The organism is Aeromonas sp. R10-1 (assembly GCF_040908465.1).
Lineage (GTDB): Bacteria > Pseudomonadota > Gammaproteobacteria > Enterobacterales > Aeromonadaceae > Aeromonas > Aeromonas caviae.
Genome location: NZ_JBFODT010000039.1, coordinates 86,813 through 112,397 on the forward strand (window position 1 = coordinate 86,813; position 25,585 = coordinate 112,397).

General features: G+C 61.1%; 24 protein-coding genes, 4 tRNA genes and 1 pseudogene. 12 read left to right on the plus strand and 17 right to left on the minus strand.

Annotation, left to right across the window (positions count from 1 at the left end; genetic code table 11):
- The first annotated feature begins 203 nt into the window (after positions 1-203).
- From coxB to AB5Y93_RS19940, 4 genes are read left to right on the plus strand one after another with little or no spacing between them, the layout of a single operon-like run.
- Positions 204-1,334, plus strand: a complete 1,131-nt coding sequence (coxB, locus tag AB5Y93_RS19925; RefSeq protein ID WP_368230260.1) for a cytochrome c oxidase subunit II — start codon at positions 204-206, stop codon at positions 1,332-1,334.
- A 9-nt stretch (positions 1,335-1,343) separates the two neighbouring features.
- Positions 1,344-2,942, plus strand: a complete 1,599-nt coding sequence (gene ctaD / locus AB5Y93_RS19930; protein WP_368230262.1) for a cytochrome c oxidase subunit I — start codon at positions 1,344-1,346, stop codon at positions 2,940-2,942.
- A gap of 9 nt (positions 2,943-2,951) precedes the next feature.
- A complete protein-coding gene (locus AB5Y93_RS19935; protein WP_368230264.1) occupies positions 2,952-3,506 on the plus strand; it encodes a cytochrome c oxidase assembly protein in 555 nt (184 codons plus the stop codon).
- 2 nt (positions 3,507-3,508) lie between these two features.
- Complete coding sequence (locus AB5Y93_RS19940) at positions 3,509-4,390, plus strand: cytochrome c oxidase subunit 3 (RefSeq protein ID WP_128312924.1); 882 nt, start codon at positions 3,509-3,511, stop codon at positions 4,388-4,390.
- Positions 4,391-4,398: 8 nt separating this feature from the next.
- Here AB5Y93_RS19940 and AB5Y93_RS19945 read toward each other — a convergent pair whose 3' ends face one another.
- Positions 4,399-4,605: a DUF2909 family protein gene (locus AB5Y93_RS19945; RefSeq protein WP_368230266.1), complete on the minus strand. Its 207-nt coding sequence runs from the start codon at positions 4,603-4,605 to the stop codon at positions 4,399-4,401.
- Between the two features lie 18 nt (positions 4,606-4,623).
- On the opposite strand from AB5Y93_RS19945, the gene AB5Y93_RS19950 reads away from it, so the two are divergent.
- From AB5Y93_RS19950 to cyoE, 4 genes are read left to right on the plus strand one after another with little or no spacing between them, the layout of a single operon-like run.
- Positions 4,624-5,349, plus strand: coding sequence for an SURF1 family protein (locus AB5Y93_RS19950; RefSeq protein ID WP_368230268.1), 726 nt, complete (start codon positions 4,624-4,626; stop codon positions 5,347-5,349).
- Positions 5,346-5,828, plus strand: coding sequence for a hypothetical protein (locus AB5Y93_RS19955; protein ID WP_134996931.1), 483 nt, complete (start codon positions 5,346-5,348; stop codon positions 5,826-5,828). Before AB5Y93_RS19950 ends, AB5Y93_RS19955 begins: the two co-directional genes overlap by 4 nt.
- 59 nt (positions 5,829-5,887) lie before the next feature.
- Positions 5,888-6,898, plus strand: coding sequence for a heme A synthase (locus AB5Y93_RS19960; RefSeq protein WP_368230270.1), 1,011 nt, complete (start codon positions 5,888-5,890; stop codon positions 6,896-6,898).
- Entirely contained in the window at positions 6,895-7,800 is a 906-nt protein-coding gene (cyoE, locus tag AB5Y93_RS19965) for a heme o synthase (RefSeq protein ID WP_202044657.1), read from the plus strand. The genes AB5Y93_RS19960 and cyoE overlap by 4 nt, the downstream gene beginning before the upstream one ends.
- A gap of 133 nt (positions 7,801-7,933) precedes the next feature.
- On the opposite strand, the gene AB5Y93_RS19970 is transcribed toward cyoE, so the two are convergent.
- From AB5Y93_RS19970 to nhaC, 7 genes are all read right to left on the minus strand, one after another.
- Entirely contained in the window at positions 7,934-9,364 is a 1,431-nt protein-coding gene (locus AB5Y93_RS19970) for a gamma-aminobutyraldehyde dehydrogenase (RefSeq protein WP_368230272.1), read from the minus strand.
- Positions 9,365-9,393: 29 nt separating this feature from the next.
- Positions 9,394-10,209, minus strand: a complete 816-nt coding sequence (locus tag AB5Y93_RS19975; protein ID WP_019840685.1) for an ABC transporter permease — start codon at positions 10,207-10,209, stop codon at positions 9,394-9,396.
- A gap of 7 nt (positions 10,210-10,216) precedes the next feature.
- Positions 10,217-11,185: an ABC transporter permease gene (locus AB5Y93_RS19980; RefSeq protein WP_368230274.1), complete on the minus strand. Its 969-nt coding sequence runs from the start codon at positions 11,183-11,185 to the stop codon at positions 10,217-10,219.
- Positions 11,182-12,195 carry an ABC transporter ATP-binding protein gene (locus AB5Y93_RS19985; protein WP_017766454.1) on the minus strand — a complete coding sequence of 338 codons (1,014 nt, stop codon included), beginning with the start codon at positions 12,193-12,195 and terminating at the stop codon, positions 11,182-11,184. The genes AB5Y93_RS19980 and AB5Y93_RS19985 overlap by 4 nt, the downstream gene beginning before the upstream one ends.
- Before the next feature lie 72 nt (positions 12,196-12,267).
- The gene (locus tag AB5Y93_RS19990) at positions 12,268-13,413 is read right to left on the minus strand and encodes an ABC transporter substrate-binding protein (protein WP_368230276.1); all 1,146 of its coding nucleotides are present in this window, start codon (positions 13,411-13,413) and stop codon (positions 12,268-12,270) included.
- A 196-nt stretch (positions 13,414-13,609) separates the two neighbouring features.
- Entirely contained in the window at positions 13,610-14,533 is a 924-nt protein-coding gene (locus AB5Y93_RS19995; protein WP_368230278.1) for a LysR family transcriptional regulator, read from the minus strand.
- Between the two features lie 105 nt (positions 14,534-14,638).
- On the minus strand, positions 14,639-16,048 hold the full coding sequence (gene nhaC / locus AB5Y93_RS20000) for a Na+/H+ antiporter NhaC (protein ID WP_103243757.1): 1,410 nt from the start codon (positions 16,046-16,048) through the stop codon (positions 14,639-14,641).
- Positions 16,049-16,347: 299 nt separating this feature from the next.
- On the opposite strand from nhaC, the gene AB5Y93_RS20005 reads away from it, so the two are divergent.
- Positions 16,348-16,557 carry a hypothetical protein gene (locus AB5Y93_RS20005; protein WP_045522094.1) on the plus strand — a complete coding sequence of 70 codons (210 nt, stop codon included), beginning with the start codon at positions 16,348-16,350 and terminating at the stop codon, positions 16,555-16,557.
- Here the strand turns inward: AB5Y93_RS20005 and AB5Y93_RS20010 are convergent.
- The 8 genes and pseudogenes from AB5Y93_RS20010 to rsmC all read right to left on the minus strand — a co-directional run bounded on the left by AB5Y93_RS20010 (position 16,554) and on the right by rsmC (position 21,404).
- Positions 16,554-16,826 (minus strand): late competence development ComFB family protein, encoded by a 273-nt coding sequence (locus tag AB5Y93_RS20010; RefSeq protein WP_029314828.1) that lies wholly within the window; start codon positions 16,824-16,826, stop codon positions 16,554-16,556. The genes AB5Y93_RS20005 and AB5Y93_RS20010 overlap by 4 nt on opposite strands.
- Before the next feature lie 100 nt (positions 16,827-16,926).
- Positions 16,927-17,012: transfer RNA gene (locus AB5Y93_RS20015), tRNA-Leu, on the minus strand.
- Positions 17,013-17,083: 71 nt separating this feature from the next.
- Positions 17,084-17,169: transfer RNA gene (locus AB5Y93_RS20020), tRNA-Leu, on the minus strand.
- Between the two features lie 45 nt (positions 17,170-17,214).
- Positions 17,215-17,300: transfer RNA gene (locus AB5Y93_RS20025), tRNA-Leu, on the minus strand.
- A gap of 55 nt (positions 17,301-17,355) precedes the next feature.
- Positions 17,356-17,441 (minus strand) — tRNA-Leu (locus AB5Y93_RS20030).
- A gap of 116 nt (positions 17,442-17,557) precedes the next feature.
- Positions 17,558-19,018: a glycogen synthase GlgA gene (gene glgA / locus AB5Y93_RS20035; protein ID WP_368230280.1), complete on the minus strand. Its 1,461-nt coding sequence runs from the start codon at positions 19,016-19,018 to the stop codon at positions 17,558-17,560.
- Positions 19,008-20,228, minus strand: a pseudogene (glgC, locus tag AB5Y93_RS20040) (glucose-1-phosphate adenylyltransferase); the annotation flags it as partial. The pseudogene glgC and the gene glgA, both read right to left, overlap by 11 nt.
- 147 nt (positions 20,229-20,375) lie before the next feature.
- Positions 20,376-21,404: a 16S rRNA (guanine(1207)-N(2))-methyltransferase RsmC gene (gene rsmC / locus AB5Y93_RS20045; protein ID WP_253583523.1), complete on the minus strand. Its 1,029-nt coding sequence runs from the start codon at positions 21,402-21,404 to the stop codon at positions 20,376-20,378.
- A 277-nt stretch (positions 21,405-21,681) separates the two neighbouring features.
- On the opposite strand from rsmC, the gene dapA reads away from it, so the two are divergent.
- From dapA to AB5Y93_RS20060, 3 genes are all read left to right on the plus strand, one after another.
- The gene (gene dapA / locus AB5Y93_RS20050; RefSeq protein ID WP_039040606.1) at positions 21,682-22,554 is read left to right on the plus strand and encodes a 4-hydroxy-tetrahydrodipicolinate synthase; all 873 of its coding nucleotides are present in this window, start codon (positions 21,682-21,684) and stop codon (positions 22,552-22,554) included.
- A 95-nt stretch (positions 22,555-22,649) separates the two neighbouring features.
- Positions 22,650-24,296 carry a diguanylate cyclase gene (locus AB5Y93_RS20055; RefSeq protein WP_041211732.1) on the plus strand — a complete coding sequence of 549 codons (1,647 nt, stop codon included), beginning with the start codon at positions 22,650-22,652 and terminating at the stop codon, positions 24,294-24,296.
- A 136-nt stretch (positions 24,297-24,432) separates the two neighbouring features.
- Positions 24,433-25,023 carry an HAD family phosphatase gene (locus AB5Y93_RS20060; RefSeq protein WP_043152842.1) on the plus strand — a complete coding sequence of 197 codons (591 nt, stop codon included), beginning with the start codon at positions 24,433-24,435 and terminating at the stop codon, positions 25,021-25,023.
- A gap of 136 nt (positions 25,024-25,159) precedes the next feature.
- On the opposite strand, the gene hfq is transcribed toward AB5Y93_RS20060, so the two are convergent.
- Positions 25,160-25,519, minus strand: coding sequence for an RNA chaperone Hfq (hfq, locus tag AB5Y93_RS20065; RefSeq protein WP_039040603.1), 360 nt, complete (start codon positions 25,517-25,519; stop codon positions 25,160-25,162).
- Positions 25,520-25,585 lie beyond the last annotated feature (66 nt).

The window sequence follows — 25,585 nt, forward strand, 5'->3', positions numbered from 1 at the left end:
TGCCACTGCTCTGATGAGCCTGGTCAGGGCTGTCTGCATTTTGGTTTTTTTTGAATATGGACTAATACTTGAATGTGAAATGAATTTTAATAAATGCATTATTTTCAGATGGTTAGCGTTGGGCGTATTGAATGCAGGCCATCTTCTCCAACGTGCACAGGGAGTGCAATGTGAGAAACGATGCAGCTCAGGCAGGTGCCGGAATGATGATGTGGTTCATCAGCAGCAGCGCCTTTGCCAATGAGATCCGGTTCAACATGACGCGCGGGGCGACCGCCATCAGCCAGCAGGTCTATGACCTGCACATGACGATTTTCTATATCTGTTGCGTCATCGGTCTGCTCGTCTTCGGCATCATGTTCTGGTCCATCGTGCACCATCGAAAATCGCGCGGTGCCAAAGCCGCCCAGTTTCACGAAAGCACCCGCATCGAGTTGCTGTGGACGGCCATCCCCGTGTTGATACTGATCGCGATGGCGGCACCGGCAACCTCGACCCTGTTGAAGATGGAGGATACCTCCAAGGCCGATCTCACCGTCCTCGTCACGGGCTCGCAATGGAAATGGCATTACAAATACCTCGAGTATCCGGTGGCGTTTTATTCCCTGCTGGCGACCAGCAAACAGCAGATCTCCGGTGATGCCCCCAAGGGCGGCAATTATCTGCTGGAGGTGGATAACCCTCTGGTATTGCCGGTCGGCAAGAAGATCCGTTTCCTGATGACCTCGGACGATGTCATTCACTCCTGGTGGGTTCCCGCCTTCGCCGTGAAAAAAGATGCCAATCCTGGCTACATCAACGAGTCCTGGACCCGGATCGACAAGCCGGGCACCTATCGTGGGCAGTGCGCCGAGCTGTGCGGGAAGGATCACGGTTTCATGCCCGTGGTTGTGGTGGCCAAATCCGCAGAGGAGTTCGAGAAGTGGATTGCCAGAAAGGGAGACGAGCAGGCAACTGCCAAGGCACAGCAACAGGCGCAGGCAGCGGAGACCATGACGTTGCCACAAGCCATGGCGCAGGGGGAGAAAGTCTATCTGGGGCTCTGTGCGGCCTGTCATCAGCCCGCGGGTACCGGATTGCCGGGCATCTTCCCGGCGCTCAATGGCAGCAAGGTGACCACACAGGCGGAGCATCGTGCCCAGCATCTGGACATCGTCCTGCATGGCAAGAGCGGCACGGCGATGCAGCCTTTTGGCAAACAGTTGACGGCGCAGGAACTGGCCGCCGTCATCACCTATGAACGCAATGCCTGGGATAACAAGACCGGCGACCTTGTGCAGCCAGCCGAGGTGCAGTCCCTTCTCAACCCGGCCAATCCGGACAAGGACAAGTGAGGCGTCGGCATGAGTGATGGAATCACGGATACCCCGCACAGCGAACATGTCCACCAGCCAGCGGCCGGTCTGAGGCGCTGGCTCTACACCACCAATCACAAGGACATCGGTACCCTGTATCTGTGCTTTGCTCTCACCATGTTCTTTACCGGTGGCGCCATGGCCATGGTGATCCGGGCAGAACTGTTCCAGCCCGGACTGCAACTGGTGGAACCCCTGTTTTTCAACCAGATGACCACGGTACACGGCCTTATCATGGTCTTTGGTGCCGTCATGCCCGCCTTCACCGGCCTCGCCAACTGGCTGATCCCCATCATGATTGGGGCCCCTGACATGGCGTTGCCCCGCATGAACAACTGGAGCTTCTGGATCCTGCCGTTTGCTTTCCTCATCCTCCTGTCGAGCCTGTTTATGGAGGGAGGCGGCCCCAGTTCTGGCTGGACCTTCTATGCCCCCCTGTCCACCCAGTACAGCGGCAACAGCACGGCCCTGTTCGTCTTTGCCATTCACATCATGGGGATCTCCTCCATCATGGGGGCCATCAACGTCATCGTGACCATCTTCAACCTGCGGGCGCCGGGCATGGGTTGGATGCAGATGCCGCTGTTTGTCTGGACCTGGCTCATCACGGCGTTTCTGCTCATCGCTGTCATGCCGGTGCTGGCGGCTGCGGTGACCATGGTGCTGACGGACAAGTATTTCGGGACCAGTTTCTTCGATGCGGCCGGTGGGGGGGATCCTGTCCTGTTTCAGCACATTTTCTGGTTCTTCGGGCACCCGGAAGTCTACATCATGATATTGCCGGCTTTCGGCATCGTCTCCAGCATCATTCCGACCTTCTCCCGCAAGAAGCTGTTCGGTTATCGCTCCATGGTCTATGCCACCAGCAGCATCGCCTTGTTCTCCTTCATGGTCTGGGCACACCACATGTTCACCACCGGATTGCCCGTGGTGGCGGAGCTGTTCTTCATGTACACCACCATGCTGATCGCTGTGCCGACAGGGGTAAAGGTATTCAACTGGCTTGCCACCATGTGGCGTGGTTCTCTGACATTCGAGACCCCCATGCTGTTTGCCATCGCCTTCATCACTCTGTTCACCATTGGCGGTTTCTCCGGGCTGATGCTGGCCATGACGCCGGCTGATTTTCAGTATCACGACACCTATTTCGTAGTGGCCCATTTCCACTATGTGCTGGTGACCGGTGCCGTCTTCTCGATCCTGGCTGCGGCCTACTACTGGTTGCCGAAATGGACGGGGCACATGTATGACGAGCGGCTCGGCCAATGGCATTTCTGGTGTTCGCTCGTCTCGGTCAATGTGCTGTTTTTCCCCATGCATTTTGTCGGGCTGGCGGGCATGCCTCGCCGCATTCCCGATTACGCCCTGCAATTTGCCGACTTCAACATGCTGATCAGCCTGGGGGGCTTTGCCTTCGGCCTGTCCCAACTGCTGTTTGTCTGGGGTGTGATCAAATGCATCAGAGGCGGAGCCAAGGCGAGCGATCGGGTATGGGAGGGGGCCGAGGGGCTAGAATGGACGCTCTCTTCTCCCCCTCCCTATCACAGTTTCCAGACTCCGCCGAATATCCGGTCGGAAGAGCGTTAGGGAGGTCATATGACCCGAGTCAGTCATGCCTCCTTGCTCAGAAAACTGGCTCTGGTCGTGCTCGTCATGTTTGGTTTTGCCTTTGCGCTGGTGCCGCTTTATGACGTCTTCTGCCGGATCACCGGCCTCAATGGCAAGACGTCTGATCAAGCGGCCAGTACGGAGCGGGCGGTGATCGACAGCAAGCGGAGCATCCAGATCGAGTTTCTTGCTCATGCGGATACCCGGATGCCGTGGGAGTTCAGCGGTGAGACGGCTCGGCTGTCGGTGCGGCCGGGGGAGGTGAAGATGGTCAACTTTCGGGTGTTCAATCCCACGGAGCGGGCCATGGTGGGTCAGGCGGTCCCGTCGGTCTCTCCCGGTCCCGCCGCAGCCTATCTGAAGAAAGTGGAGTGTTTCTGCTTCAATCGCCAGGAGCTGAGGGCAGGGCAGAGCAAGCTGATGCCGCTCAAGTTCTATATCGATCCGGCACTACCGGGCAGCATCAATACCATCACGCTTTCCTACTCGCTCTATGACATCACGGAGTCCGTACCTGCACCGGCACTCGCACAGAGGAAATAACCATGGCCAAGGTGAACCAGACCTATTATGTCCCGGACCAGAGTCGCTGGCCCATCATTGGTGCCATTGCACTGTTTTTCCTGGCGTTGGGGGCGGGACATCTGGTCAATGAAGTGGCGAGTGGGCAGACCGGTTTCGGCCGGTATCTGATGATGGCCGGTGTCGCCCTGCTGGCATTCATGTTGTTTGGCTGGTTCCGTCACATCATCCGGGAGTCCATGACCGGGCTCTACAGCGCCCAGATGGACAGATCCTTCAGGCAGGGCATGGTCTGGTTCATCTTCTCCGAAGTGATGTTCTTTCTGGCTTTTTTCGGAGTGCTGTTCTATGCACGCCAGCTTGCGGTGCCCTGGCTGGATGGTGCGGGCCACAGGGTGATGACGGGCCAGCTGCTGTGGCCGGATTTCACCGCTCACTGGCCCCTGCTCAAGACGCCCGGCGGGGCCACGACCCAGGCCATGCCCTGGCTGGGGATCCCCCTCATCAATACCTTGATCCTGCTCGGCTCCTCCGTGACCCTGCTGTTTGCACACATGAGTCTGGAAAACGGCAGACGCATGCGGCTCAAGGGGATGTTGCTGGCAACTGTGGTGCTCGGGCTGACATTCCTGTGGTTTCAAGGCTATGAGTATCTGCATGCCTATCGGGATCTCGGGCTGCGGCTGGATTCCGGCATCTATGGCAATACCTTCTTCATTCTGACCGGGTTCCATGGACTGCACGTGCTGCTGGGCACCCTTTTCCTGACCATCATCTGGCTGCGAATCATGTTGAGGGATCATTTCACCCCACAGCGTCATTTCGCTTTCCAGGCTGCGGCCTGGTACTGGCACTTCGTCGATGTGGTCTGGCTCTGTCTGTTCGTCTTTGTCTACCTGCTTTGATGCCGTGCTCAGTAGGGGCGCGGGTTGGGCTCCAGCCAGCCCATCGCGAGAGAGAGCAGCAGTATGATGACCACCAGCAGGGAGAAGAAAACGCGCCGGCCCAGAGGTACCGACATCTTTTGCGTATTGCCTGCACTGAGCATCAGCCAGAGGGCGTGAAACAGCTGACTGATGATGAGCAGCAGCATGAGTATCAGAACGACCTTGATCAACATCTTGGGATCCTCCTCGATATGCGCGATTCTGCTGCACGAGACAAGCGACGACCATGGCATCACAGACGCTGGTTCGTCTTGTTGTTCACTCTGGTGGTGACGGCCGGTTTGTGCAAGCTGGCGTTCTGGCAGTGGCAGCGCGGAATGGAAAAAACGGCCTGGCTGGCGCAGATGGCAAAGATGCAGCAGGCCGGGCCAAGGACATTGGCCCAGATCGACTGGCAACACCCGGAGTCACTGGATGGCCAGCTTCTGCAAGGGAAAGCCGAGTGGGTCAGCCCTTATGTCTGGTTGCTGGACAACCAGATCGTCAACGGGGAGGTTGGCTATGACGTGCTCATCCCGGTACGCGCAGAGGGGGGATCCTCACTGTTGCTGGTCAACCTGGGATGGGTGCCCGCACCATCCGACAGGTCGCAATTGCCCAATCCCGCCATCCCCGCCGCAATGACCCTTGAAGGTGTGCTGCGCATGGCTCCCGGCGGCTTCCTGTTGGGACAGAACATAGAACCAGGCCCCTACCCGAACCGGCTGCAATCCATCAGGGTCGAGACCCTGCGACAGGCAATCGGAGCCCCGCTTGCAGACGCCGTGTTGTATCAAAGACGAACCCCATTCCTCTATCACTACCAGCACAATGTCATGCCTCCTGAAAAACACCGGGCCTATGCGGTGCAATGGCTCGGCTTGGCGCTGGTGGTTCTGTCAGGGGGGGTCATGCTGACAAGGAGGTGTTCCCCATGAGCGGATGGCGACGCTGGAGGGTGCCAGCGCTCTTTGCTGCGGTGATCCTGCTGCCTGTGGTGCTGGCGGCTCTGACTCTTCACCAGGGCTGGTATGAACCCGGCACGCGCAGCAAGGGGCACTGGCTGCACCAGGAGATCTACCTGTTACAACCGCTTCCTGCCCATCAGCACCAATGGCGACTGGTCTATCTGGTGGCCCCTCGCTGCGAGGGGCAATGCCGGCAGGTCCCTGTGCTGATGGCGCGCATCCAGGCTGCACTTGGCCGCAACCTGGACAAGCTGGAACTGGTCCAGTTGACGCCACCTCACGAGACAAACAGTGAAATGAGAGAGGGGGATATACTGCTGGTGGACGACCGCGGGCTGGTCATCTTGCGTTACGAGGTGCCCGGCAGCACGACGACCTGGCCGTTGCTTGGCAAGGCGGTACTGTCGGATCTGCAGCAACTGCTCAAGTATCAGCGTGGGGTGCAGTGACGATGCAGCCGACATGGGACTCGCATCTTCTGGCTACTGCACGGTCAACGAGGCGGCATATGAAGATGCACAAGAGGCTGGCCTCCGTGGCCATTGCGCTGGCCGTTCTTGTCATCGGGCTCGGTGCTTATACCCGGTTGACGGATGCCGGGCTGGCCTGCCCCGATTGGCCAGGTTGCTATGGTTCTCTGGCCATTCCCCGAGCCGAGTATGCGGAACTGGCGGCACAGCGCTATCCGGCCAGCCCGCTTGTTCCTCACAAGGCGCGCAGCGAGATGGTGCATCGCTACTTCGCCGGGGTGCTGGGAGGCGTGATTGTGCTCCTGTCCGGCTTGGGCTGGCGTGCAGGCGGCCGACTGCGCCACCTCTCGCTTATCTTGCTGGTGCTGGTTGCGGGCCAGGCGGCGCTGGGTATGTGGACGGTGACCCTGGCCCTGCATCCCCTGGTGGTGACCACTCATCTGCTGGGCGGCTTCGCCATCCTGACCTTGCTTTGGCTCTATCGGGCCGAATTGGCAGGTTTCCCTGTATCCCCGCCCGTACACCAGGGGGTGTCCTGGCTTGGCAGCATGGCCTGTGGCGTGCTGCTGCTGCAGATCGCGCTGGGGGGCTGGACATCGGCGAACTATGCGGCCATGGCGTGTGTGGAGTTTCCCTTGTGCCAGGGCAACTGGCAGGCAGAGCTTAATTGGGCGCAAGCCTTTCATCTCCCTATGGGGCACGCCAGCTATGAGTTCGGCGTGCTGGGCAAGGAGGCGCGCCAGACCATTCACATCGCCCATCGCCTGGGAGCGCTGACCACGGCCTTGCTGGTGGGGGCTTTCGCCCTCGCGCTGCTCTGCCAGCGGACCCCCCTGAGAGGGTTTGGCTGGTTGTTGCTGGGTCTGCTGACCGTGCAGATTGCCTTGGGATTGGCGAACGTCCATCTGGCCCTGCCGTTGGCCAACGCCCTTGCGCACAATCTGGTGGCAGCCCACCTTCTGGTTTGCTGTGTGCTGGCGCGCGGGAGGCTCTCTGTGCCTCATCACGACCCCTTGCGACCCCCTGGGATGGTCAGGAGCCGGACATGAATGGGAGAGGGCGGGCACAGCGCTTTGCCCTCCGTCGGCTGCACGATTATTGTCAGTTGACCAAACCAAAGGTGGTCGCCCTGCTGCTCCTGACCGCCTGGGTGGGCATGCTGCTGGCCGAGCCGACACGCGCCTCTCTGGACGAGATGATACTGGGCCTGGCGGGGATTGGGCTGCTCGCTGCCGGGGCGGCGGCCATGAACCATTCTCTGGATAGCGGCATCGATGCCCGGATGCGCAGAACGCGCTGGCGCCCGGTCGCCACGGGACGGATCACGCCGGGGCAGGCGATGAGTTTCGCGATCTGTCTGGCACTGTCGGGGTTTGTTCTGCTCCATTGGGGCGTAAATCCCCTGACTGCCTGGCTAACCCTGGCCAGCCTGTTCGGCTATGCGGTCGTCTATACCCTGCTGCTGAAGCGGGCCACGCCGCAGAATATCGTCATCGGCGGATTGGCGGGAGCCATGCCACCGCTCTTGGGCTGGACCAGCATCACGGGGCAGCTTTCGGCCGAGCCCTGGCTGCTGGTGATGATCATCTTTACCTGGACGCCGCCCCATTTCTGGTCTTTGGCCATCCACCGGCGCGATGACTATGCCGGTGCCGACATTCCCATGCTGCCCGTCACCCACGGCACCGATTTCACCAAGACAGCCATCCTGCTCTATCTGCTGATCCTGACGCTCGTCTGCCTGCTGCCCTATCTGATCGGCATGTCGGGGCTTGTCTACCTGGTCGGCAGTCTGGGGCTGAACCTTGGATTCTGCTGGCATGGCTGGTTGTTGAAGTACGGGGATCGGCCCGGCCAGGCGATGCGTACCTTCCGTTTCTCCATCTATCACCTGATGCTGCTGTTTGGTCTGCTTATTTTGGATCACCACTGGCTGTGGCGGTTGTCATGACGTTGATGCGGGTCGAGGTCGGGTGAATGGTGACGCTGCGTCGGTGCACAGACGGTGCACAGCAGGGATGCACAGACCTGATGCAAAACAAGATGGCCCCTTGGGGCCATCTTGTTTTCAGGGGGACGGGAGCCTAGAGCTTGACCATGATGTGGCGCGGCACCGTGTAGTCCTCCAGCGCATAGAGGGAGAGATCCTTGCCGTAGCCGGACATCTTCATGCCGCCGTGGGGCATCTCGGAGGTGAGCATGAAGTGGGTGTTGATCCAGGTGCAGCCGTACTGCAGGTGGCTGGCCACCTTGCTGGCAAGGCTCAGATCCTTGGTCCAGACCGAGCTGGCGAGGCCGTAGTCCGAGTCGTTGGCCCACTGCACCACCTGTTCGGCGTCGCTGAAGCGGGTCACCGACACCACCGGGCCGAATACCTCCCGGCGCACAATTTCATCCTCCTGACGGGCATGGGCGAGCAGGGTCGGTTCGAAGAAGAAGCCGTTGCCGGGGCGGATCTTGCCTCCCGCCGTCACCTCCACATGACCGCTGCTCTGGGCCCGCTCCACGAAGCTGGCCACCCGGTTGCGCTGCCGGTCCGAGATGAGCGGCCCCATCTCCACTCCCTCCTCGCGCGGACCGCCCACCTTGATGGAGGCGACCGCCTCGGTCATGGCGGCGACGAACTTGTCGTAGATCTTGCCCTGGGCATAGATGCGGCAAGCGGCTGTGCAATCCTGGCCGGCGTTGTAGAAGCCGAAGGTGCGAATGCCGGCCACCACGGCCTCCAGGTCTGCATCGTCAAAGATGATGACCGGCGCCTTGCCGCCAAGCTCCAGATGGGTGCGCTTCATGGTGCGGGCGGCGCTCTGCAGGATCTTCTGGCCAGTGGCGATGTCACCGGTGAGCGACACCATGCGCACCAGCGGGTGTTCTACCAGCGGCGCCCCCACGCTCTCGCCCCGGCCGCAGACGATGTTGATGACGCCGCGCGGGAACAGCTCGCTGGCGAGCTCCGCCAGGCGCAGGGCGGTGAGCGGGGTCTGCTCGGAGGGCTTGAGCACCACCGTATTGCCGGCGGCGAGCACCGGGGCCATCTTCCAGGCCGCCATCATCAGCGGATAGTTCCAGGGGGCAATGCTGCCCACCACCCCGATGGGGTCGCGGCGGATCATGCTGGTGTGCCCCTCGATGTACTCCCCCGCCAGTGGCCCCTGCAGGCAGCGGGCGGCGCCGGCGAAGAAGCGGAAGCAGTCCACCACCGCCGGCAGCTCGTCATTGAGCACCGCCAGATAGGGCTTGCCGCAGTTGAGGGATTCGAGCGCCGCAAACTCCTCGGCGTGGCGCTCGATGGCATCGGCCAGGCGCAGCAGCAGGGTACTGCGGCTCGCCGGGGTGGTGCGGCTCCACTGGGCGAAGGCGCGCTGGGCGCCGTTCACCGCCCGGTTCACCTGCTCGAACGAGGCTTCTGGCACTGAGGCGAGAAGTTCCCCGGTGGCCGGGTTTAGGATGGGCTCGGCCTGGCCGTCACCGGTGACGAACTGACCGTCGATCAAGAGTTGGGTAGAGAGTTTCATGGTTGCATCCTTGCGCACGCGTTGAGTCGTTATTTGCCACTGCCGGCGACGTCCTGGCCGTCGCGGGTGAGGTAGTAGGCAAGCAGAATGGGAATGGTGGTGAAGGCCACTATGATGAGCGCCACCACGTTGGTGACCGGCCTGTCCCGTGGCCGGATCAGCTCCTGATACATCCAGATCGGCAGCGTGGTCTGCTGGCCGGCGGTGAAGGTGGTGACGATCACCTCGTCAAAGCTGAGCGCGAACGCCAGCATGCCCCCCGCCAGCAGCGCGGTGGCGAGATTGGGCAGGATCACGTAGCGCAGGGTCTGGAAGCCGTCGGCTCCGAGATCCATCGACGCCTCGATGAGGCTCTGGTTGGTACGGCGAAAGCGCGCCAGAGCATTGTTGTAGACCACCACCACGCAGAAGGTGGCGTGACCGATGACGATGGTCCAGAAGCTGAAAGGGATCTCCATCACCCCGTAGGCGGAGCGCAGCGCGATGCCGGTGACGATGCCGGGCAGGGCGATGGGCAGCACCAGCAACAGCGATACCACCTCCTGGCCGAAGAAGCGGCTGCGGGCGATGGCCCCCGCCGCCAGGGTGCCGAGCACCATGGCGGCCAGCGTCGCCAGCCCCGCTACCTCCAGCGATAGCTGGATGGCGCGCCATACGTCGGGGCGGTTGAGGGTCACCTCGAACCACTTGAGGGTGAGCCCGGGCGGTGGGAACTGATAGCTCTTGCTCTCGCTGGTGAAGGCGTAGAGGAAGATGAACAGGATCGGGAAGTGCAGGAACAAGAGGCCGCCGATGGCCGCGTACTTGAGCAGGCCGGAGGGCTGGCTGCCATGGTCCCGTTTCATGGAAGTATTAGAGCGCATCGAAGGCCCCCAGACGTTTCGCGATGGTCAGGTAGATGGCGATGATGAGGATCGGCACCAGCGAGAAGGCAGCGGCGAAGGGCAGGTTGCCCGCCGTGCCCTGCTGCATGTAGACCACCTGACCTATGTACATGGTCGAGTTGCCTATGATGCCGGGGATGATGTAGTCCCCCAGCGTCAGGGAGAAGGTGAAGATGGATCCCGCCACCACACCGGGCAGGGCCAGCGGCAGGATCAGGGTGCGAAAGGTCTGGGCCGGGGTGGCGCCGAGATCGCCGCTCGCTTCCAACAGGGAGCGCGGGATCCGCTCCACCGCCGCCTGGATGGGCAGGATCATGAAGGGCAGCCAGACGTAGACGAACACGATGAAGGTGCCGATGCGTGAGAAGGAGAGCGACGGCCCGCCGATCACCGGCAGGGAGAGGATGGCGTCCAGCAGCCAGTCCAGCCTCAGGGTGTCTGCCAGCCAGCTGATGACCCCCTCCTTGGCCAGGATCAGCTTCCAGGCGTAGACCCGCACCAGATAGCTGGACCAGAGCGGCAGCATGATGCCGACGTAGAACAGGGCCCGGGTCTTGCCGCTGGTGTAGCGCGCCATGTAGTAGGCCACCGGGAAGCCGAGCAGGGCGCAGGCCAGGGTCACCAGCAGCGACATGCCGACGGTACGCAGGATCACGTCCAGGTTCTCCGCCCGCAGCAGGGCGACGAAGTTCTGCAGACCCAGCTCGTGACGGATCTGGCCGCTGAACTCATCCAGCCCGAAGAAGGCGTTGGAGAGCAGCATCAGCAGGGAGCCGACGTAGATGATGCCGAGCCAGAGCAGGGGCGGCCCGAGCAGGATGGCCAGCAGCAGACCGGAGCGGCCGTAGAGCAGGGTGGAGAGGCGCCGCAGCGGCCTGACGCGAACGGAGTCGGTAGCGTGGCTCATGGCAAGGCTCGCACTGTGGGGGGCGCTCATGGTTGAGCTCCCTGGTGGGCGGTGTGCAGACGATGGATCGCCTGCTCCGGCCAGCTGAGGCTGACCCGGGTGCCACGGGGCAGGCGGGCCTGGCCCTCGTTGGGGTGGTTGACGATGAGCTCGAGTTGTTCGCCGAGATCGACCCGGTAGCGCACGAAGGGGCCGAGGTACTCCACTTCGCGCACCTCCCCGGACCAGCCGGGCGTACCGGCCTCGGCGAGGCGGATCCGCTCCGGGCGCACCATCATCTGGCGCTCATCGCCGCACAGGCGGCGGGCCTGCTCTCCCTCGAACAGGTTGACGGTGCCGACGAAGCGGGCGACGAAGGGAGTGGCGGGGGCGTCGTAGATGGTGTCCGGCGCGGCGATCTGCTCGATCTTGCCCTGATTGAAGATGCAGATGCGGTCGCTCATGGAGAGCGCCTCCTGCTGGTCGTGGGTGACGAAGATGAAGGTGATGCCGAGCTGGCGCTGCAAGGCTTTGAGCTCAAGCTGCATCTGCTCGCGCAGCTTGAGATCGAGCGCCCCGAGCGGCTCGTCCAGCAAGAGGATGCGCGGCTGGTTGATCAGCGCTCGGGCGATGGCGATGCGCTGGCGCTGGCCGCCGGAGAGCTGGCCCGGCTTGCGGTTGCCGACGCCGGGCAGGCGCACCAGTTCCAGCATCTCGTCCACCTTGCGGTAACGCTCCGCCTTGGCGACGCCCTTGAGCATCAGGCCATAGCCGATGTTGTCGCGCACATCCATGTTGGGAAACAGGGCGTAGTCCTGAAACACGGTATTGAGGTTGCGATCGTAGGGGGGCACGGTGGAGCAGGGCTCACCAAACAGCCGGATCTCCCCCTCGCTCGGGTATTCGAAGCCCGCAATCATTCGCAGGCAGGTGGTCTTGCCGGAACCGCTCGGCCCCAGCAGGGTGAAAAACTCGCCGGCCGGGATCTGGAAGGAGATGTCATCGACCGCCTTCACCTCGCCATAGTGGCGGCTGACCCGGTCAAATTGTACGGCATTCATGGGGCGTCCTTGTCTGTGTGGGAAGCAGGCCGGACTCCTGTCCGGCCCCATATCGGCATTTACTGAGGCACCTCAGCGACCACCCAGGATGGCGATATAGTCCGAGACCCAGCGGTAGTAGGGCACGCAGGTTCCCTGGCTCTTGCACTGGGAGACAGGGGTACGCCAGAAGTGAACCCGATCGAAGTTGTCGATGCCGTTGGTCTTGCACCCCTCTTTTCCGAGCAGGGCATTGCCTTCGCAGGCGGCCGGCACCACGGGCACGGAGCCGAACCAGGAGGCGAGATCCCCCTGCAGCTTGTTGTTGAGGGAGTGCTCCAGCCACTGATAGGCACAGGTGAGGTTCTTCGCCTCGCTGTGCACCATGCTGGTGTCGGCCCAGCCGGTGACGCCCTCCTTGGGCACCGTCGTGGCGATAGGCTGCTTGTCGGCGATCAGGGTATTGGCCTGGAACGGCCAGGAGCCGGAGGCCACCACCCCCTCGTTCTTGAAGTCGTCGATCTGGACGAAGGCATCGTGCCAGTAGCGTCCCACCAGCTTGCGCTGCTGGCGCAGGAGCTCGAGGGCGGCCTTGTACTGATCCTCGTTCAGCTCGTAGGGATCCTTGATGCCGAGCGCCGGCTGTTGGCTCATCAGATAGAGGGCGGCATCGGCGATGTGGATGGGGCCGTCGAACGCCTGCACCCGCCCCTTGTTGGACTTGCCGTCCGGCAGGGTCTGCTCCTCGAACACCACGTTCCAGGAGTCGGGCGACTTGGGAAACACCTTGGTGTTGTACATCAATATGTTGCCGCCCCACTGGTAGGGCACGCCATAGTGCTTGCCGTCCACCGTGTGCCAGGGGGCATTCTGCAGGCGGGGATCTATCTTGCCGTAGCTCGGGATGAGCGCCAGATTGAGCGCCTGCACCTTGCCACCGGCAATCAGACGCAGGCTGGCGTCGCCGGAGGCGGTCACCAGGTCGAAGCCCCCCTCGTTCATCAGCGCCACCATCTCGTCCGAGGTGGCGGCCGTCTTGACGTTGACCTTGCAGCCGGTCTCTTTCTCGAAGCCGGTGACCCAGTCGTAGTTCTTGTCGGTCTCACCGCGCTCCACATAGCCGGCCCAGGCCACGATGTTGAGCTGGCCTTCCCCCTTGCCGAGGGTGGTGGGGGCTGCCTGGGCCTGGCCTGCCAGCAGCGCCGGGATCAGGGCCAGGGTCAGAGGGGTCAATTTCATCTTGCTCTCCTTGCATGATTGGCAACCGTGGCGGCGCCACAGTAGGCATTAACATCCTGTTAACCAGCCATGAGCGTAGGAGAAGCCGGGAGCAATGAGAATTTCAATTTTTAACGGCTTTGGTATCTGTAAAATCGATATCGAGTGCAGATGAATCTGATTTTTTTGCCGGAGTCACGGCTGTTCAGGCTCAGTCCTAGCGGGGAAGGTGCTGGCGGGCCCGTAGCCGGCTCTGGTCTCTGGCGATGTCGATGAACTCGCGTGCGGCCCAGTCAAGGCGCGAGCCGCGCCGCCACACCAGACCGATGTCGATGGCGGGGATGGGCTCCTTGATGGCGCGGGCCTCGACCCGCTCCTGCTCCAGGGACCAGGGACGGTAGGCAAAGTCCGGCAGCAGGGCGAGCCCGAGCTGGCTCGCCACCAGGCTGCGCACCGCTTCCACCGAGGCGGTACGCAGCACGATGCGCGGCGCGATACCGTAGCGGCGCAGGCCGCCGCCGATGATCTGGTCCAGCTGGTCGGCGGTCAGCGAGATCATGGGCTCCTCGCCGAGCGCCTTGAGGGAGAGGGTCGACTCGGCGCAGAGTGGGTGGTTGGCGGCGAGCCAGACCCGCAGCGGAGAGCGGGTCAGCAACTCGGTATCGAACGCCTCCTGGCGGATGGTGCGGTTGGTCATCAGGATCCCCACGTCCACCTCGCCGTTGACGATCTGGTGTTCGAGATAGGGCTGCTCATCCTCCTTCACCTCGATCTGTACCGCCGGGAAGGCGCGGCGAAAACGGCCGAGCGCCTCCGACAGATAGTAGCCTGCCACTAGCGTGGTTACGCCTATGGTAAGCCGCCCCTGATCCTGCTGGGCCACCGCCTTGAGGGACTGGCCGGCTTCGGTCATGGCGCTTAGGATGCGACGGGCGTGCAGCAGAAACTGGTGACCTTGGGTGGTGAGGCTGACGCCGCGCGGGTTGCGCTCGAACAGGGCGGCGCCGAGCTCGGTCTCCAGCTCGCGGATGGCGCTGGTGACCGCCGACTGGGAGATGTGCAGCTCGGCGGCTACCCGGCTCACCGAGAAGCTGTCGGCCACCGCCACGAAATAGCGGATCTGGCGAAAGGTGAAGTTCATCTGGGCGTCCTGCCACGTGCGATCAAGGTGAGTGCCAGCTTAACCTCGAATCGCACCCAGACAAAAGGCGCCGTGATGGCGCCTTTGTCGTTGTTTTTACGGAAATTAGCGGGTTGTCACCGCCTCTGTGACCGGTACACGGTTCACCCCCTTGCCCAGATAGGCGAGGGTGATGGTCACTATGATGCAGGTGAAGCTGAGCCACATGTAGGGCAGGTAGTCGAGGGTCGCCACCCCCAGTACCCCGGCCATGAAGATGCCGTTGTCGCTCCAGGGCACCATGCCGCAGGTGAGGGTGCCGCCAAACTCGGCGTTGCGGGAGAGGTTCTTGCGCGCCAGCCCCAGTCTGTCGTAGTTCTTGGCCATGATCTTGGGGGTCAGGATCAGCGATACATACATAGCGGAACCGAACACGTTGGCCAAGAAGGCGGTGCCTATGGTGTGGCTGGTCAGGCTGCCGGCGCTGTTGATGCGCTTCTCGAAGGCACTGGCGATGACGGAGAGGATGCCGACCTTCTCCAGCAGACCGCCGAAGCCCAAGCCGAAGATGATGACGGCCACTGAGCCCAGCATGGACTCCATGCCGCCGCGGCCGAGGATGTTGTCGATGAAGTCGACGCCTGAGGTAATGGCAAACGGGCTGTAGGCGGAGTGCATTGCCTTCACCGGATCCATGTCCTGGAAGACGATGGCCCAGACAAGACCCAGCAAGGCGCCGAAGCTTATCACCGGGAAGGCGGGCTTGCGGTTGGCCAACAGGCCCAGCACCAGCACCACGGGCACTATGGCCATGGGGGTGATGTTGAACTGCTTGTCGAGGGCGTCCATCACCAGATTGACCTGCTCCAGGCTGACGTTGCCGGAATACTGCATGCCGACCACGGTGAACAGGGCGGCGGTGATGACGTAGGAGAACAGGCTGATGGGCAGCATCCCCTTGATGTGTTCCATCACGTCGACGTTGGACATGGTCGAGGCCAGCACCACGGAGTCGGAGAGCGGGGAGAGCTTGTCACCGAAGTAGACGCCGGAGAGCACGGCACCGGCTACCAGCGGCGCGGGTACCCCCAGGCTGTGGCCTATACCCATCATGGCGATGCCGGCGGTGGCCGCCGAGCCCCAGGAGGTGCCGGTGGCCAGCGAGGTGAGAGAGCAGATGATCAGGGTCGCCAGCAGGAAGATGGAGGGGTGTATCACCTTGAGGCCGAAGTAGATGATGCTGGGGACTATGCCGCCGGCAATCCAGGTGCCCACCAGGGCACCGACGGAGATCAGTATCAGGATGGCCCCCATCCCCTTGGCGACGCCGTCGACTGCCGCCTGCTCCAGGGATTTGTAATCGTGGCCGAGCTTGATGCCGAGTCCCATGATGACGAACCAGGCGATGAACAGTGCCAGCTGGATTGGCAGATCCAGCACGCTGGTGAAGGAGAAGGCCAGGGCCAGGAAAATGGCCAGGCAGGCAAATACTTGCGACATGCCCGGCAATCGGATGTGGTGTTGTTGGTTTTGCATAGACGCTCCCTAAACTCTTGCTCGCCAAGGTCAGCCCCTCTCGTCCTGCGGATGCGTCGATCCCGAGAGGCTTACCAAAAGAGGGCGCAATCTACCATAAAGCAGAGGTGTAAAATCCCTGCTCATTCGGCAAAACAGCTTTAAAATTTTAAAATCCCACAAAATAGTTGATCTAATCGGCATTTTTCACTGTTCAATCGACACCGTTTGATAGCCGGAGATCCATAGGCAAGTTCGATTGCAGATGGCAACACCAAAGATGATAATGGTTATCATTAATGTTTTTCGGACCAATGCCAATGAACTGGATAGTACGCGCTCTGCTCTTGGCCGCCCTTCTGGCGGTGCTGGTATGGGGTCAGGAGAAGGAATACGGGTTCTGGAGCCTGGGGTTCTTGCTGGCTGCCTGGGTCATGCTGGAACCCAGGCTGAGACCGGTGTTGATCCTGCTGCCGGTTGCGGGAATGACAGGGGTCGTCACTCTGCTCTGGCAGCAGGGCTGGCATTAAGCCTGGCGAGTGGGGACGGCCTGGATCTTGTCGTAGGCCTGGCGCAGGGAGGCGATGACCTTCTTCTCCATCTCGCTGCGTTCGGCATCTGTCGTGAAGTAGATCATGTCGACATCGTGACGGATGTAGTGGGAAGGAAGCTGGTTGAGTGTCAGGCAGCAGAGGTCTGCCAGCTGATAGGGGGTCAATGTTCGAGCCAACCCCTGTTTTTCTATCTCCTTGAGCACCAGATGCTCATAGAAGTTGTGAATATCGGTATCCAGGATCATGGGAAAACCCCCGTGGTGGCGCAGCATCTTCAACAGCATAGCCATGGGGCATGAAAACACAAAAGGCCCGTTACTCTCGTAACGGGCCTTTGCAGAATGATGGTGCGAAGAGAGGGACTCGAACCCTCACATCCGTGGGACACTAACACCTGAAGCTAGCGCGTCTACCAATTCCGCCACCTTCGCACACTGATTTTCTCCAGCTGGTTTTTAAATGCGGTTGGAGCGCATTTTCTGTGTTTTACATGCCAGAAGCATGGTGCGAAGAGAGGGACTCGAACCCTCACACCCGGGGGGCACTAACACCTGAAGCTAGCGCGTCTACCAATTCCGCCACCTTCGCACATCGGGTTATCAGTCTGGATTTACATGCTGTCTGACAAAAGCATGGTGCGAAGAGAGGGACTCGAACCCTCACACCCGGGGGGCACTAACACCTGAAGCTAGCGCGTCTACCAATTCCGCCACCTTCGCACATCGGGTTATCAGTCTGAATTTACATGCCGTCTGATAAGAGCATGTTGCAATATGGTGCGAAGAGAGGGACTCGAACCCTCACATCCGTGGGACACTAACACCTGAAGCTAGCGCGTCTACCAATTCCGCCACCTTCGCATCACTGCGGTGGGGGATTCTATAGAGTTTTGGGGGGGCGTCAACAGCCAAAGGGGACTTTTTTCGCTGTTGACGGATAAAGGCGTGCCAAGGGCACAAAACTTCAGCAATCGGCGTCAGGTGGTGGCCAGCGCATCCTGATACATCTGTTCGTACAGGATGACGGAGTCTGCCCAGTCGAAGCGGGTGTTCATGGCGTGGTGCTGCACACGGGCAAAACGTGCCGGTTCCTGCAGATAATGGAGCAGGCTGCGGCGCATGGCATCGAGCAAGGTGCTGGCAGTGGGATCGTTGAAGCAGAAACCTGTCGCGTGCGTCGGGTCGGCATCCCAGTCCACGACGGTATCTTTCAATCCGCCGACGGCCCGCACCAGGGGCAGGGTGCCATAGGCCAGACTGTACATCTGGTTGAGCCCGCATGGCTCGAACAGAGAAGGCATCAGGAAGAAGTCGGCGCCGGCCTCCACCAGGTGGGCTAGACGGTCGTCATAGGCATTGATGAAGGCAAACTTGTCGGGATGCTGCTGGGCAATGCTTTGCAACTGGGCGGCGAGAGAGGGATCACCGGAGCCCACAATTACCACCTGGACCTGATGCTGTAAGAACTTGTCCAGCGCAGGGATGAGCAGGTGTACTCCTTTCTGCTCGGTCAGTCGACACACCATGCCATAGATGGGGAGGTTGCCGACGGGGAGCCCCGTTTCCTGCTGCAGGATGCGCTTGCAGGTGTGTTTGCCATCCAGGTTGTCGGCATCATAGGTGGCGGGCAACAGGGGATCGAAGGCGGGATCCCAGTCCTGATAGTCACAGCCGTTGAGGATGCCACGCAGGTCCGCTGCCCGCTGCTGGAATACGCTGGCCATGCCGTGAGCGCCCAGGTGCGTCAGCAGCTCGCTGGCGTAGTTGGGGCTGACCGCATTGATCTTGTCTGCGTAGAGCACACCGCACTTGAGCAGATTGATGTGACCATAGTCGTAGTTGATGCGCTGCTCGTAGTCGTGGATTTCCGGCACGGCCCAGAACTGCTGGCGATCGAACACGCCCTGAAAGGCCGCGTTGTGAATGCTGATGACCGACCGGGTGCGCTGGAAGAAGGGGTTGTGGGCATGACGGGTTTTCAGCAGCAGCGGCAGCAGACCGGTGTGCCAGTCGTTGCAGTGGGCGATGTCGGGAGCGAAACCCAGCTGTTCGCACGCATGCAGGGCCGCCGCGGCCAGAAAGGCAAAGCGTTCACCGTTGTCGGGATAGGCCTGGTTGTTCTCGGCATAGAGCTGGGGGCGGTCGAAATAGTGCGGGCAATCGAGCAGATAGACGCAGATCCCGTCCAGTTCCAGCTGATGGATGCGATAGCTGATATCACTGCGATCCTGGGGGGTGGGGAGCCAGCGCGAGGCGAGGAGGGTGGCCTCGTCCCGGCGCTTGATGGTCTTGTAGAAGGGCATAATGATGCGCACATCGTGCCCCTGACGGGCGAGATGCTGCGGCAGGGCCTTGGCCACATCTGCCAGGCCCCCGGTCTTCACCAGCCCCTCAACCTCCGAGGCTACAAACAGGATTTTCAGTGGGTTAATAGCCAACTCTTGCTCCCTTAGGTACCACGACGATACCGCCTTCGGATACGGTAAACCGCTCTCTGTCATGGTCCAGATTCTCACCGATCACGGTGCCGGGTGCAATTTCAACGTTTTTGTCGATGATGGCGCGGCGAATGGAGCAACCTTCGCCGATTTTCACATCCCCCAGCAGCACGGATTCACTGATGTGGCTGCAGGGGCCTACGTTGCAGCGAAATCCCAGTATGGATCGCTGGATCTGGCTGCCCTGAATGAAGCAGCCACCGGAGATCAGGGAGTTGGCGATCTTGACCTTGCAGTCGTCGGTATCGATGAAGGTGGCGGGGGGCAGGGGCGGGTAATGGGTGTGCAGCGGCCACTTGCGATTGTAGAGAGAGAAGGGGGCATCGTCGGCCACCAGGTCCATGTGCGCCTGCCAGTAAGAGTCGAGCGTCCCCACATCGCGCCAGTAGACATTGGGCTTCTCGCCCGGGATCACGTTGGTGCTGTAGTCGTAGACATAGACGGGGGCACGGGGGAACAGGCTGGGAATGATGTCCTTGCCGAAATCGTGACTGGAGTTCTCCTCGGCGGCATCCCGCTTGAGCTCCCGATAGAGGGCCTCTGTCTCGAAGATGTAGTTGCCCATGGAGACCAGGGCCTGGGTGGGGTCGCCGGGGATGTGTTTCGGGTGACGGGGCTTTTCTTCAAAGCCAATCATGCGCCCTTCCTGATCCACCTCGATCACCCCGAAGGCGCTTGCTTCCTCGATGGGCATGCGCAGTGCCGCGACGGTCAGGGCGGCCGCTTTCTGCTTGTGGAAGCTCACCATCTGGCTCACGTCCATCTTGTAGATGTGATCGGAGCCGAAGATGCAGACGTGTTCGGGGTCGGAGATCTCGATGAAGCGCAGGTTCTGGTAAATGGCGTCTGCGGTGCCGTCATACCAGCGTTTGCCCATTCGCATCTGGGCCGGAATGGGGTCGATGAAGCGATCCGTGATGCCGACGATGTTCCAGCCCTTCTTCATGTGCAGATAAAGGGACTGGGACTTGAACTGGGTGAGTACATAGATGCGCAGGAAGTCGGCGTTGACGAAGTTGTTGAGCACGAAGTCGATCAACCGGTAACTGCCGCCAAAGGGCACGGAGGGTTTGCTGCGGGTGGTGGTCAGCGGTTGCAGTCGGGTACCTTCACCGCCTGCCAGTATCATGGTGAGTATGCCTGCCATCGTCGTTCTCTCCCTGAGATCATGATGTTGAAAAGGTTTTCATGTTGCTGCGAAAAAAACACCCCTAAAGGGGTGGTAAACGTTTTCTTGGTACCTTAACAGATCCCGTCTGGCACTCTCTACTTGTTTTATTACAACCGTTGCACTTCTTTAAGCTTTGCTCAGATACACCTTGAATTTGGTATCGCCCGCGATCACCTCGGTCTGTTTGAAGTGCGCATCCAGTATAGGCTGGTATCGCAGGAAGGCATTGGCGACTATGGTCAGGGCGCCATTTGCGGTCAGGTACTCAGGTGCCTTTGCCAGGAAGGTTTCGGTGGCGGCGTAGAAGGTCTTGAGCCCGGCATGGAAGGGGGGATTCGAGACAATCTGTTGGAATGTTTCGGCAATGTCGGAATAGACATCGGAGGCATGGACACGTCCGCTCAGACCGTTGACCGCCAGGGTTCGGCGGCTGGACTCCAGTGCCAGGGCATTGATATCCACCATGGTGACAGCCAGGGCCGGGTTGCGCTTGGCCAGCACGGAACCTATGACGCCGGCGCCGCAGCCAAAGTCGAGCAGCTTGCCCGTCACGGGGGGGAGGCTCGCCAGCAGCATCTGGGTGCCGAGATCCAGGCCGTCTGCACTGAAGACCCCGGGCAGGGCCATGACGGTCAGGGTGGTGTCGCCCGCCTGGCACTCATAGCGACTGAACCAGGCGTCCAGCTCGAAGGGGACGACCGGTTTGTCGAGCGTGCCGTGATAGAGAGAGCAGCGGCGCGCAGAGTCGCGCTTGATCGGTTTCTCGCCATAAGGTGCCAGCAGCTTGTCGGCCCCGTTGATGCCGCCCCGGTTCTCGCCGGCGAGGAACAGGTCGGCCCCGCTTTCGAGCAGCGGCGTCATCATGGCCAGCAGGTATTGCGCCTCGGCCTTGGCCTTGGGCATCAGCAGCAGCAGGGCATCGAATCGGGGGGCGCCACCCAGCTGGTGATCGAACAGGATGGCGTCTCCCAGAACGGCCTGCTGGGTGCGGTAATAGCAGTAATCCGTGGTGAAGACGGTCAGGCTTTGTGCCAGCTCGGCCAGTTGACGAGGATAATCATCCTCCAGGGCACCGCACACCAACAGCCGCTTGCCGACAAAGAGGGCTTGGTTACGTTCCAGCATCTGACTGACGGCACTGACAGGACGGCTCATTGGGTCTCTCCACGCATTTTTGGGCGGCCATTATACATGGCCGCTTTCGCCTTGACATTTATGCCGTGTTCCCGAAATATGCCCAGACGCCTATTTACCCAGAGATGATGCAATGCGGTCATGCGTATCGAAACGAAAGCATAAACACAGCCTGACAATCGGGCCTGCTGGCGTGCGCGCGTAACCTCTCATCCCTGAGACGATTCAAGCCCCGGTAGCGACTCCCGTACCGGGGCTTTTTATTGACCAATCCATCTGTTTAGGAGAAGGAAATCCCATGTTTCAAGGTTCGATAGTTGCCCTGATCACCCCATTTCGACAGGGCCAGCTGGACGAGGCCGCACTGGCTCGCCTGGTGGAGTGGCACATAGAGCAGGGAACCCATGGCATAGTGCCGGTCGGCACGACCGGGGAGAGCCCGACCCTGACCCACGATGAGCATTGCCGCGTGGTGGAGCTGGTGGTCAAGCTGGTGGCCGGGCGCATTCCCGTGATCGCAGGTGCAGGCTCCAACAACCCGGTTGAAGCCATTGAATACACCCGCTATGCCGAGCAGATGGGGGCGGATGCCACCCTGCATGTGGCCGGTTACTACAACCGCCCCAATCAGGAAGGGCTCTACCACCACTTCAAGGCGGTGCACGACGCCACCACCAAACCCATCATCGTCTACAACATTCCGCCCCGCGCCATCGTTGACGTGCAGCCGGCGACCCTGGCCCGTCTGGCCGAGTTGCCGCGCATTGCCGGCGTGAAGGATGCCACCGGTGATCTGGCCCGCCCCTGGGTTGAACGCCAGCTCATCAAGAAGCCGTTTGCCTGGCTCTCCGGTGAAGATGCCACCGCCGTGGCCTACAACATCGGTGGTGGCCAGGGTTGCATCTCGGTGACGGCCAACGTGGCCCCCAAGCTGGTGGCCGAGGTGCAGAACCTGGCGCTGGCCGGTGAGTGGCAAGCTGCCCGCGAATTGCAGGACAAGCTCATTCCGCTGCACCAGGCCATGTTCGCCGAGCCGAGCCCCGCAGGGGCCAAGTATGCGGTCTCTCTGCTGGGTCTGTGCAGCGAAGAGTGCCGTCTGCCGGTGATGCCGCTCTCCGAGGCCACCCGCGAGCGCATCCGCAGTGCCATGCAAGCATTGAATCTGTTGTAAAAACTGGGCTCTGGATCTCGCTTTTGATTGCCCGGTCAATTAATGGCCGGGCTTTGCCGATATACTCGCTTGGATACAACCAAGGATGATTTGGCATGGAAGAATGGGATCCGGAGCACTTCACCAGTTTTGAACATCTCTGTGAAGTGACCTTGTCTGCGGTCAGGGAAAAAACAGAGGCTGAACAGATCTATCTGTGGCTGCGTGCTCCGACGCCCCAGCTCTATCACTATCGCCCGGAACAGGGTCTGCTCTGCCTGAGCGCCGACATCCTCTCTTCCCTCGAATTGCCCATCCTCTTCATCGAACGTTCCCTTGCGCTCGGCCAGTTGCTGGTGGAGCCCATCGCGCCGACCCGTGCCATCTGGGAGCGGGAGAGCGTCGAACCCGAGATCCCGCGCCTGCGCGCCAGCTTCCCCCTCAAGCGTCACAAGGGGCTGGAGGCCGTGGTCTATCTGGAAACCCGCCGTCGTCTCGATCGCCTGCCAAGACGCCAGCAGCAGAGCATCCAGCTGCTCATGCATTATCTCGCCGCCGAGCTCGAGAGTCGGCGACTCGCGGGACAGGTGGATCTGGAGCGGGATCAGCGGCTCCACACCCAGGCAGACCTCGTGCGCAGCCAGGCCCTGCAGGACTCTTTCCTCAGCATGCTGCAGGCGCTGCATCAGGTGGGGGTCAAGCTCTCCCGCTGCGAGAGCGAGGATCGTCTGCTGCACGACGCGGTGGCACTGGCCCGCCAGGAGTTGCAGTTCGATCGCATCGCCATCTTCCTGACTGACAGTGAATTCAAGACCATGCACGGTACCTGGGGTACCAACGAGGCGGGTGAGCTCATCGACGAGCGCCATTTCATCAGCCCCATTCCGGATCACCCCACGGTGCAGGAGGCGCTGCGTCGCAAGGACTATGTCCTGGTGCTGGAGGACACGCCTCTCTATTACGAGAAGCAGGAGGTGGGTCGCGGCTGGAACGCCATGGTGTCGCTCTGGGACGGGAGTACCCCCATCGGCTGGATCGCCGCCGACAACCTGCTCTGGCGGCGCCCCCTCAAGGCGTATCAGAGCGAGATCTTCAAGCAGTATGCCGCCGTTCTCTCCCAGTTGCTGATCCGACAGCGCACCCAGGAGAAGCTTGAGCGCTTCAATCGGGAGCTGGAGCTGAGGGTGCAGGAGCGGACCCGGCAACTGGCCGATACCAACCGGGCGCTGGAGGAGGCCAACCGGCGCCTCTCTCTGCTGTCTCTGGAAGATCCCCTGACTGGCATCGCCAACCGCCGCCAATGGGACATCACCATGGAACGGGAGTGGGAGCGGGCTCGCCGCCATCAGGGGGTGCTGGCGGTGCTGATGATCGATGTGGACGAGTTCAAGTCCTACAACGATCACTTCGGCCACGGCAAGGGGGATCAGTGCCTGCAGCGGGTGGCGGCACTGCTGCAGGACACCGAGCGGCGGCGCACCAACCTGGTGGCCCGCTATGGGGGGGAGGAGTTTGTCATCCTGCTGTGTTCACCGCAGCCGGGAGAGGCGGAGCGGCTGGCGGAGCAGATCCACCACGGCCTTGACGCCTTGCAAATTCCCCATCCGGCCTCCCGGGTGGCTGCGACACTCACCGTCAGCATCGGGTTCAGCTATCTGGTCCCGTCATCGGACAAGGAGTGGCAAACCCTGACCGAGCAGGCGGATCAGGCACTCTATCACGCCAAATCCCAAGGGCGGGCCTGTACCCTGGCCTATCGCTGACACCTGCGTGGGGGCTGCCTCCTGGCATCGCCCTGTATAAATGAGGTGGCAAGCGTTTCTCGCCATCTGGCGCATGGCGATGCGCCCGCGCTCTGGCTAGAATGGGGGCCCATTTTTCACAGACAGATCCTGCACCATGACCCTATCCGGATTTCAAGGCCTGGTTTTCGACCTCGACGGCACTCTGGTGGACTCCATGCCCTTGCACCTGGCCGCCTGGGAGCACACCGCCCGCGAGTTTGGCTTTCGGTTCGACGCCGACTGGTTTTATGAGCTGGGAGGCATGCCCAGCCGCAAGATAGCCCTGCTGGTGGCCGAAGTGCAGCAGATCGCGCTGGATCCCCTGGTGGTGACACGCTGCAAGACCGAACACTATGTCGCCAACCTGCACAAGGCCACCCCCTTCCCGGCCATGCTGGATCTGGTGGAACGCTATCACGGCCGGATCCCCATGGGCATAGGGACAGGCTCCCCCCGTATCAATGCCGAAGCGGTGCTGCGCAACACAGGGCTGGATCGGTATTTCCCCGTGGTGGTTACCGCCGACGACGTGGAGCTGCACAAACCCCATCCAGACACCTTCCTGCTGGTGGCGCGACGCCTGGGTGTCGAGCCCGGTCAATGTCTGGTGTTCGAGGACACGGGCATAGGCGCACAGGCCGGTGAAGCGGCCGGCATGCAGGTTTGCATGGTCAGAGAGGGAAAACCGGTCGGGTTGACCTGCTGAGTGACGAAGACGAGCGGGTCAACAACCGGCTCGGGAGAGAAGCCCCACTCTCATACGGGACAGGCAAAACATGAGAGTGGGGAGCAAATGTCACTGGCTGACGCAGCGACACCATCAGGATGGGCGGGGGCGAGATTTACTGCTCGCTGCCACCACCCTGGTTGTCGTCATAACGGCTGGGGGCGCCATGGGGGCGAGGCGCCATGGAAACCCGTGGCTTGCGGGCTCGCTGGATGCTGACGGCAGGACGGCCGGAGTGCATGGCAATGGTGGAAATCTTGGCCTTGTAGACCAGTTGCTGATTGCCATGGGCATCGGTCAACAGCACGCTGTACTGGTCAAAACCGCTGATGGTCCCCTCCAGCTTGATGCCGCTCACCAGGAAGATGGCGACCTGGCTACGGTTTTTGCGCAACCAGTTGAGGGCAGAATCTTGCCCGTTCCCGAGGGAGAAGGCCTGCTCGATAGTGGAGTAGCTTGGGGATTCAGTTGTCATAAATTATTGTCCCGCGGAAAAAAAGTGGCGTTTGATTGTGCTAAATGGTCACTGCCTTGTCAAAGT

Excerpts from the sequence above, each read along its gene's own strand:
- coxB (WP_368230260.1), top strand. The coding sequence starts at position 204 with ATGATGATGTGGTTCATCAGCAGCAGCGCCTTTGCCAATGAGATCCGG.
- ctaD (WP_368230262.1), top strand. The coding sequence starts at position 1,344 with ATGAGTGATGGAATCACGGATACCCCGCACAGCGAACATGTCCACCAG.
- AB5Y93_RS19935 (WP_368230264.1), top strand. The coding sequence starts at position 2,952 with ATGACCCGAGTCAGTCATGCCTCCTTGCTCAGAAAACTGGCTCTGGTC.
- AB5Y93_RS19940 (WP_128312924.1), top strand. The coding sequence starts at position 3,509 with ATGGCCAAGGTGAACCAGACCTATTATGTCCCGGACCAGAGTCGCTGG.
- AB5Y93_RS19945 (WP_368230266.1), bottom strand. The coding sequence starts at position 4,605 with ATGTTGATCAAGGTCGTTCTGATACTCATGCTGCTGCTCATCATCAGT.
- AB5Y93_RS19950 (WP_368230268.1), top strand. The coding sequence starts at position 4,624 with ATGCGCGATTCTGCTGCACGAGACAAGCGACGACCATGGCATCACAGA.
- AB5Y93_RS19955 (WP_134996931.1), top strand. The coding sequence starts at position 5,346 with ATGAGCGGATGGCGACGCTGGAGGGTGCCAGCGCTCTTTGCTGCGGTG.
- AB5Y93_RS19960 (WP_368230270.1), top strand. The coding sequence starts at position 5,888 with ATGAAGATGCACAAGAGGCTGGCCTCCGTGGCCATTGCGCTGGCCGTT.
- cyoE (WP_202044657.1), top strand. The coding sequence starts at position 6,895 with ATGAATGGGAGAGGGCGGGCACAGCGCTTTGCCCTCCGTCGGCTGCAC.
- AB5Y93_RS19970 (WP_368230272.1), bottom strand. The coding sequence starts at position 9,364 with ATGAAACTCTCTACCCAACTCTTGATCGACGGTCAGTTCGTCACCGGT.
- AB5Y93_RS19975 (WP_019840685.1), bottom strand. The coding sequence starts at position 10,209 with ATGAAACGGGACCATGGCAGCCAGCCCTCCGGCCTGCTCAAGTACGCG.
- AB5Y93_RS19980 (WP_368230274.1), bottom strand. The coding sequence starts at position 11,185 with ATGAGCGCCCCCCACAGTGCGAGCCTTGCCATGAGCCACGCTACCGAC.
- AB5Y93_RS19985 (WP_017766454.1), bottom strand. The coding sequence starts at position 12,195 with ATGAATGCCGTACAATTTGACCGGGTCAGCCGCCACTATGGCGAGGTG.
- AB5Y93_RS19990 (WP_368230276.1), bottom strand. The coding sequence starts at position 13,413 with ATGAAATTGACCCCTCTGACCCTGGCCCTGATCCCGGCGCTGCTGGCA.
- AB5Y93_RS19995 (WP_368230278.1), bottom strand. The coding sequence starts at position 14,533 with ATGAACTTCACCTTTCGCCAGATCCGCTATTTCGTGGCGGTGGCCGAC.
- nhaC (WP_103243757.1), bottom strand. The coding sequence starts at position 16,048 with ATGCAAAACCAACAACACCACATCCGATTGCCGGGCATGTCGCAAGTA.
- AB5Y93_RS20005 (WP_045522094.1), top strand. The coding sequence starts at position 16,348 with ATGAACTGGATAGTACGCGCTCTGCTCTTGGCCGCCCTTCTGGCGGTG.
- AB5Y93_RS20010 (WP_029314828.1), bottom strand. The coding sequence starts at position 16,826 with ATGATCCTGGATACCGATATTCACAACTTCTATGAGCATCTGGTGCTC.
- rsmC (WP_253583523.1), bottom strand. The coding sequence starts at position 21,404 with ATGAGCCGTCCTGTCAGTGCCGTCAGTCAGATGCTGGAACGTAACCAA.
- dapA (WP_039040606.1), top strand. The coding sequence starts at position 21,682 with ATGTTTCAAGGTTCGATAGTTGCCCTGATCACCCCATTTCGACAGGGC.
- AB5Y93_RS20055 (WP_041211732.1), top strand. The coding sequence starts at position 22,650 with ATGGAAGAATGGGATCCGGAGCACTTCACCAGTTTTGAACATCTCTGT.
- AB5Y93_RS20060 (WP_043152842.1), top strand. The coding sequence starts at position 24,433 with ATGACCCTATCCGGATTTCAAGGCCTGGTTTTCGACCTCGACGGCACT.
- hfq (WP_039040603.1), bottom strand. The coding sequence starts at position 25,519 with ATGACAACTGAATCCCCAAGCTACTCCACTATCGAGCAGGCCTTCTCC.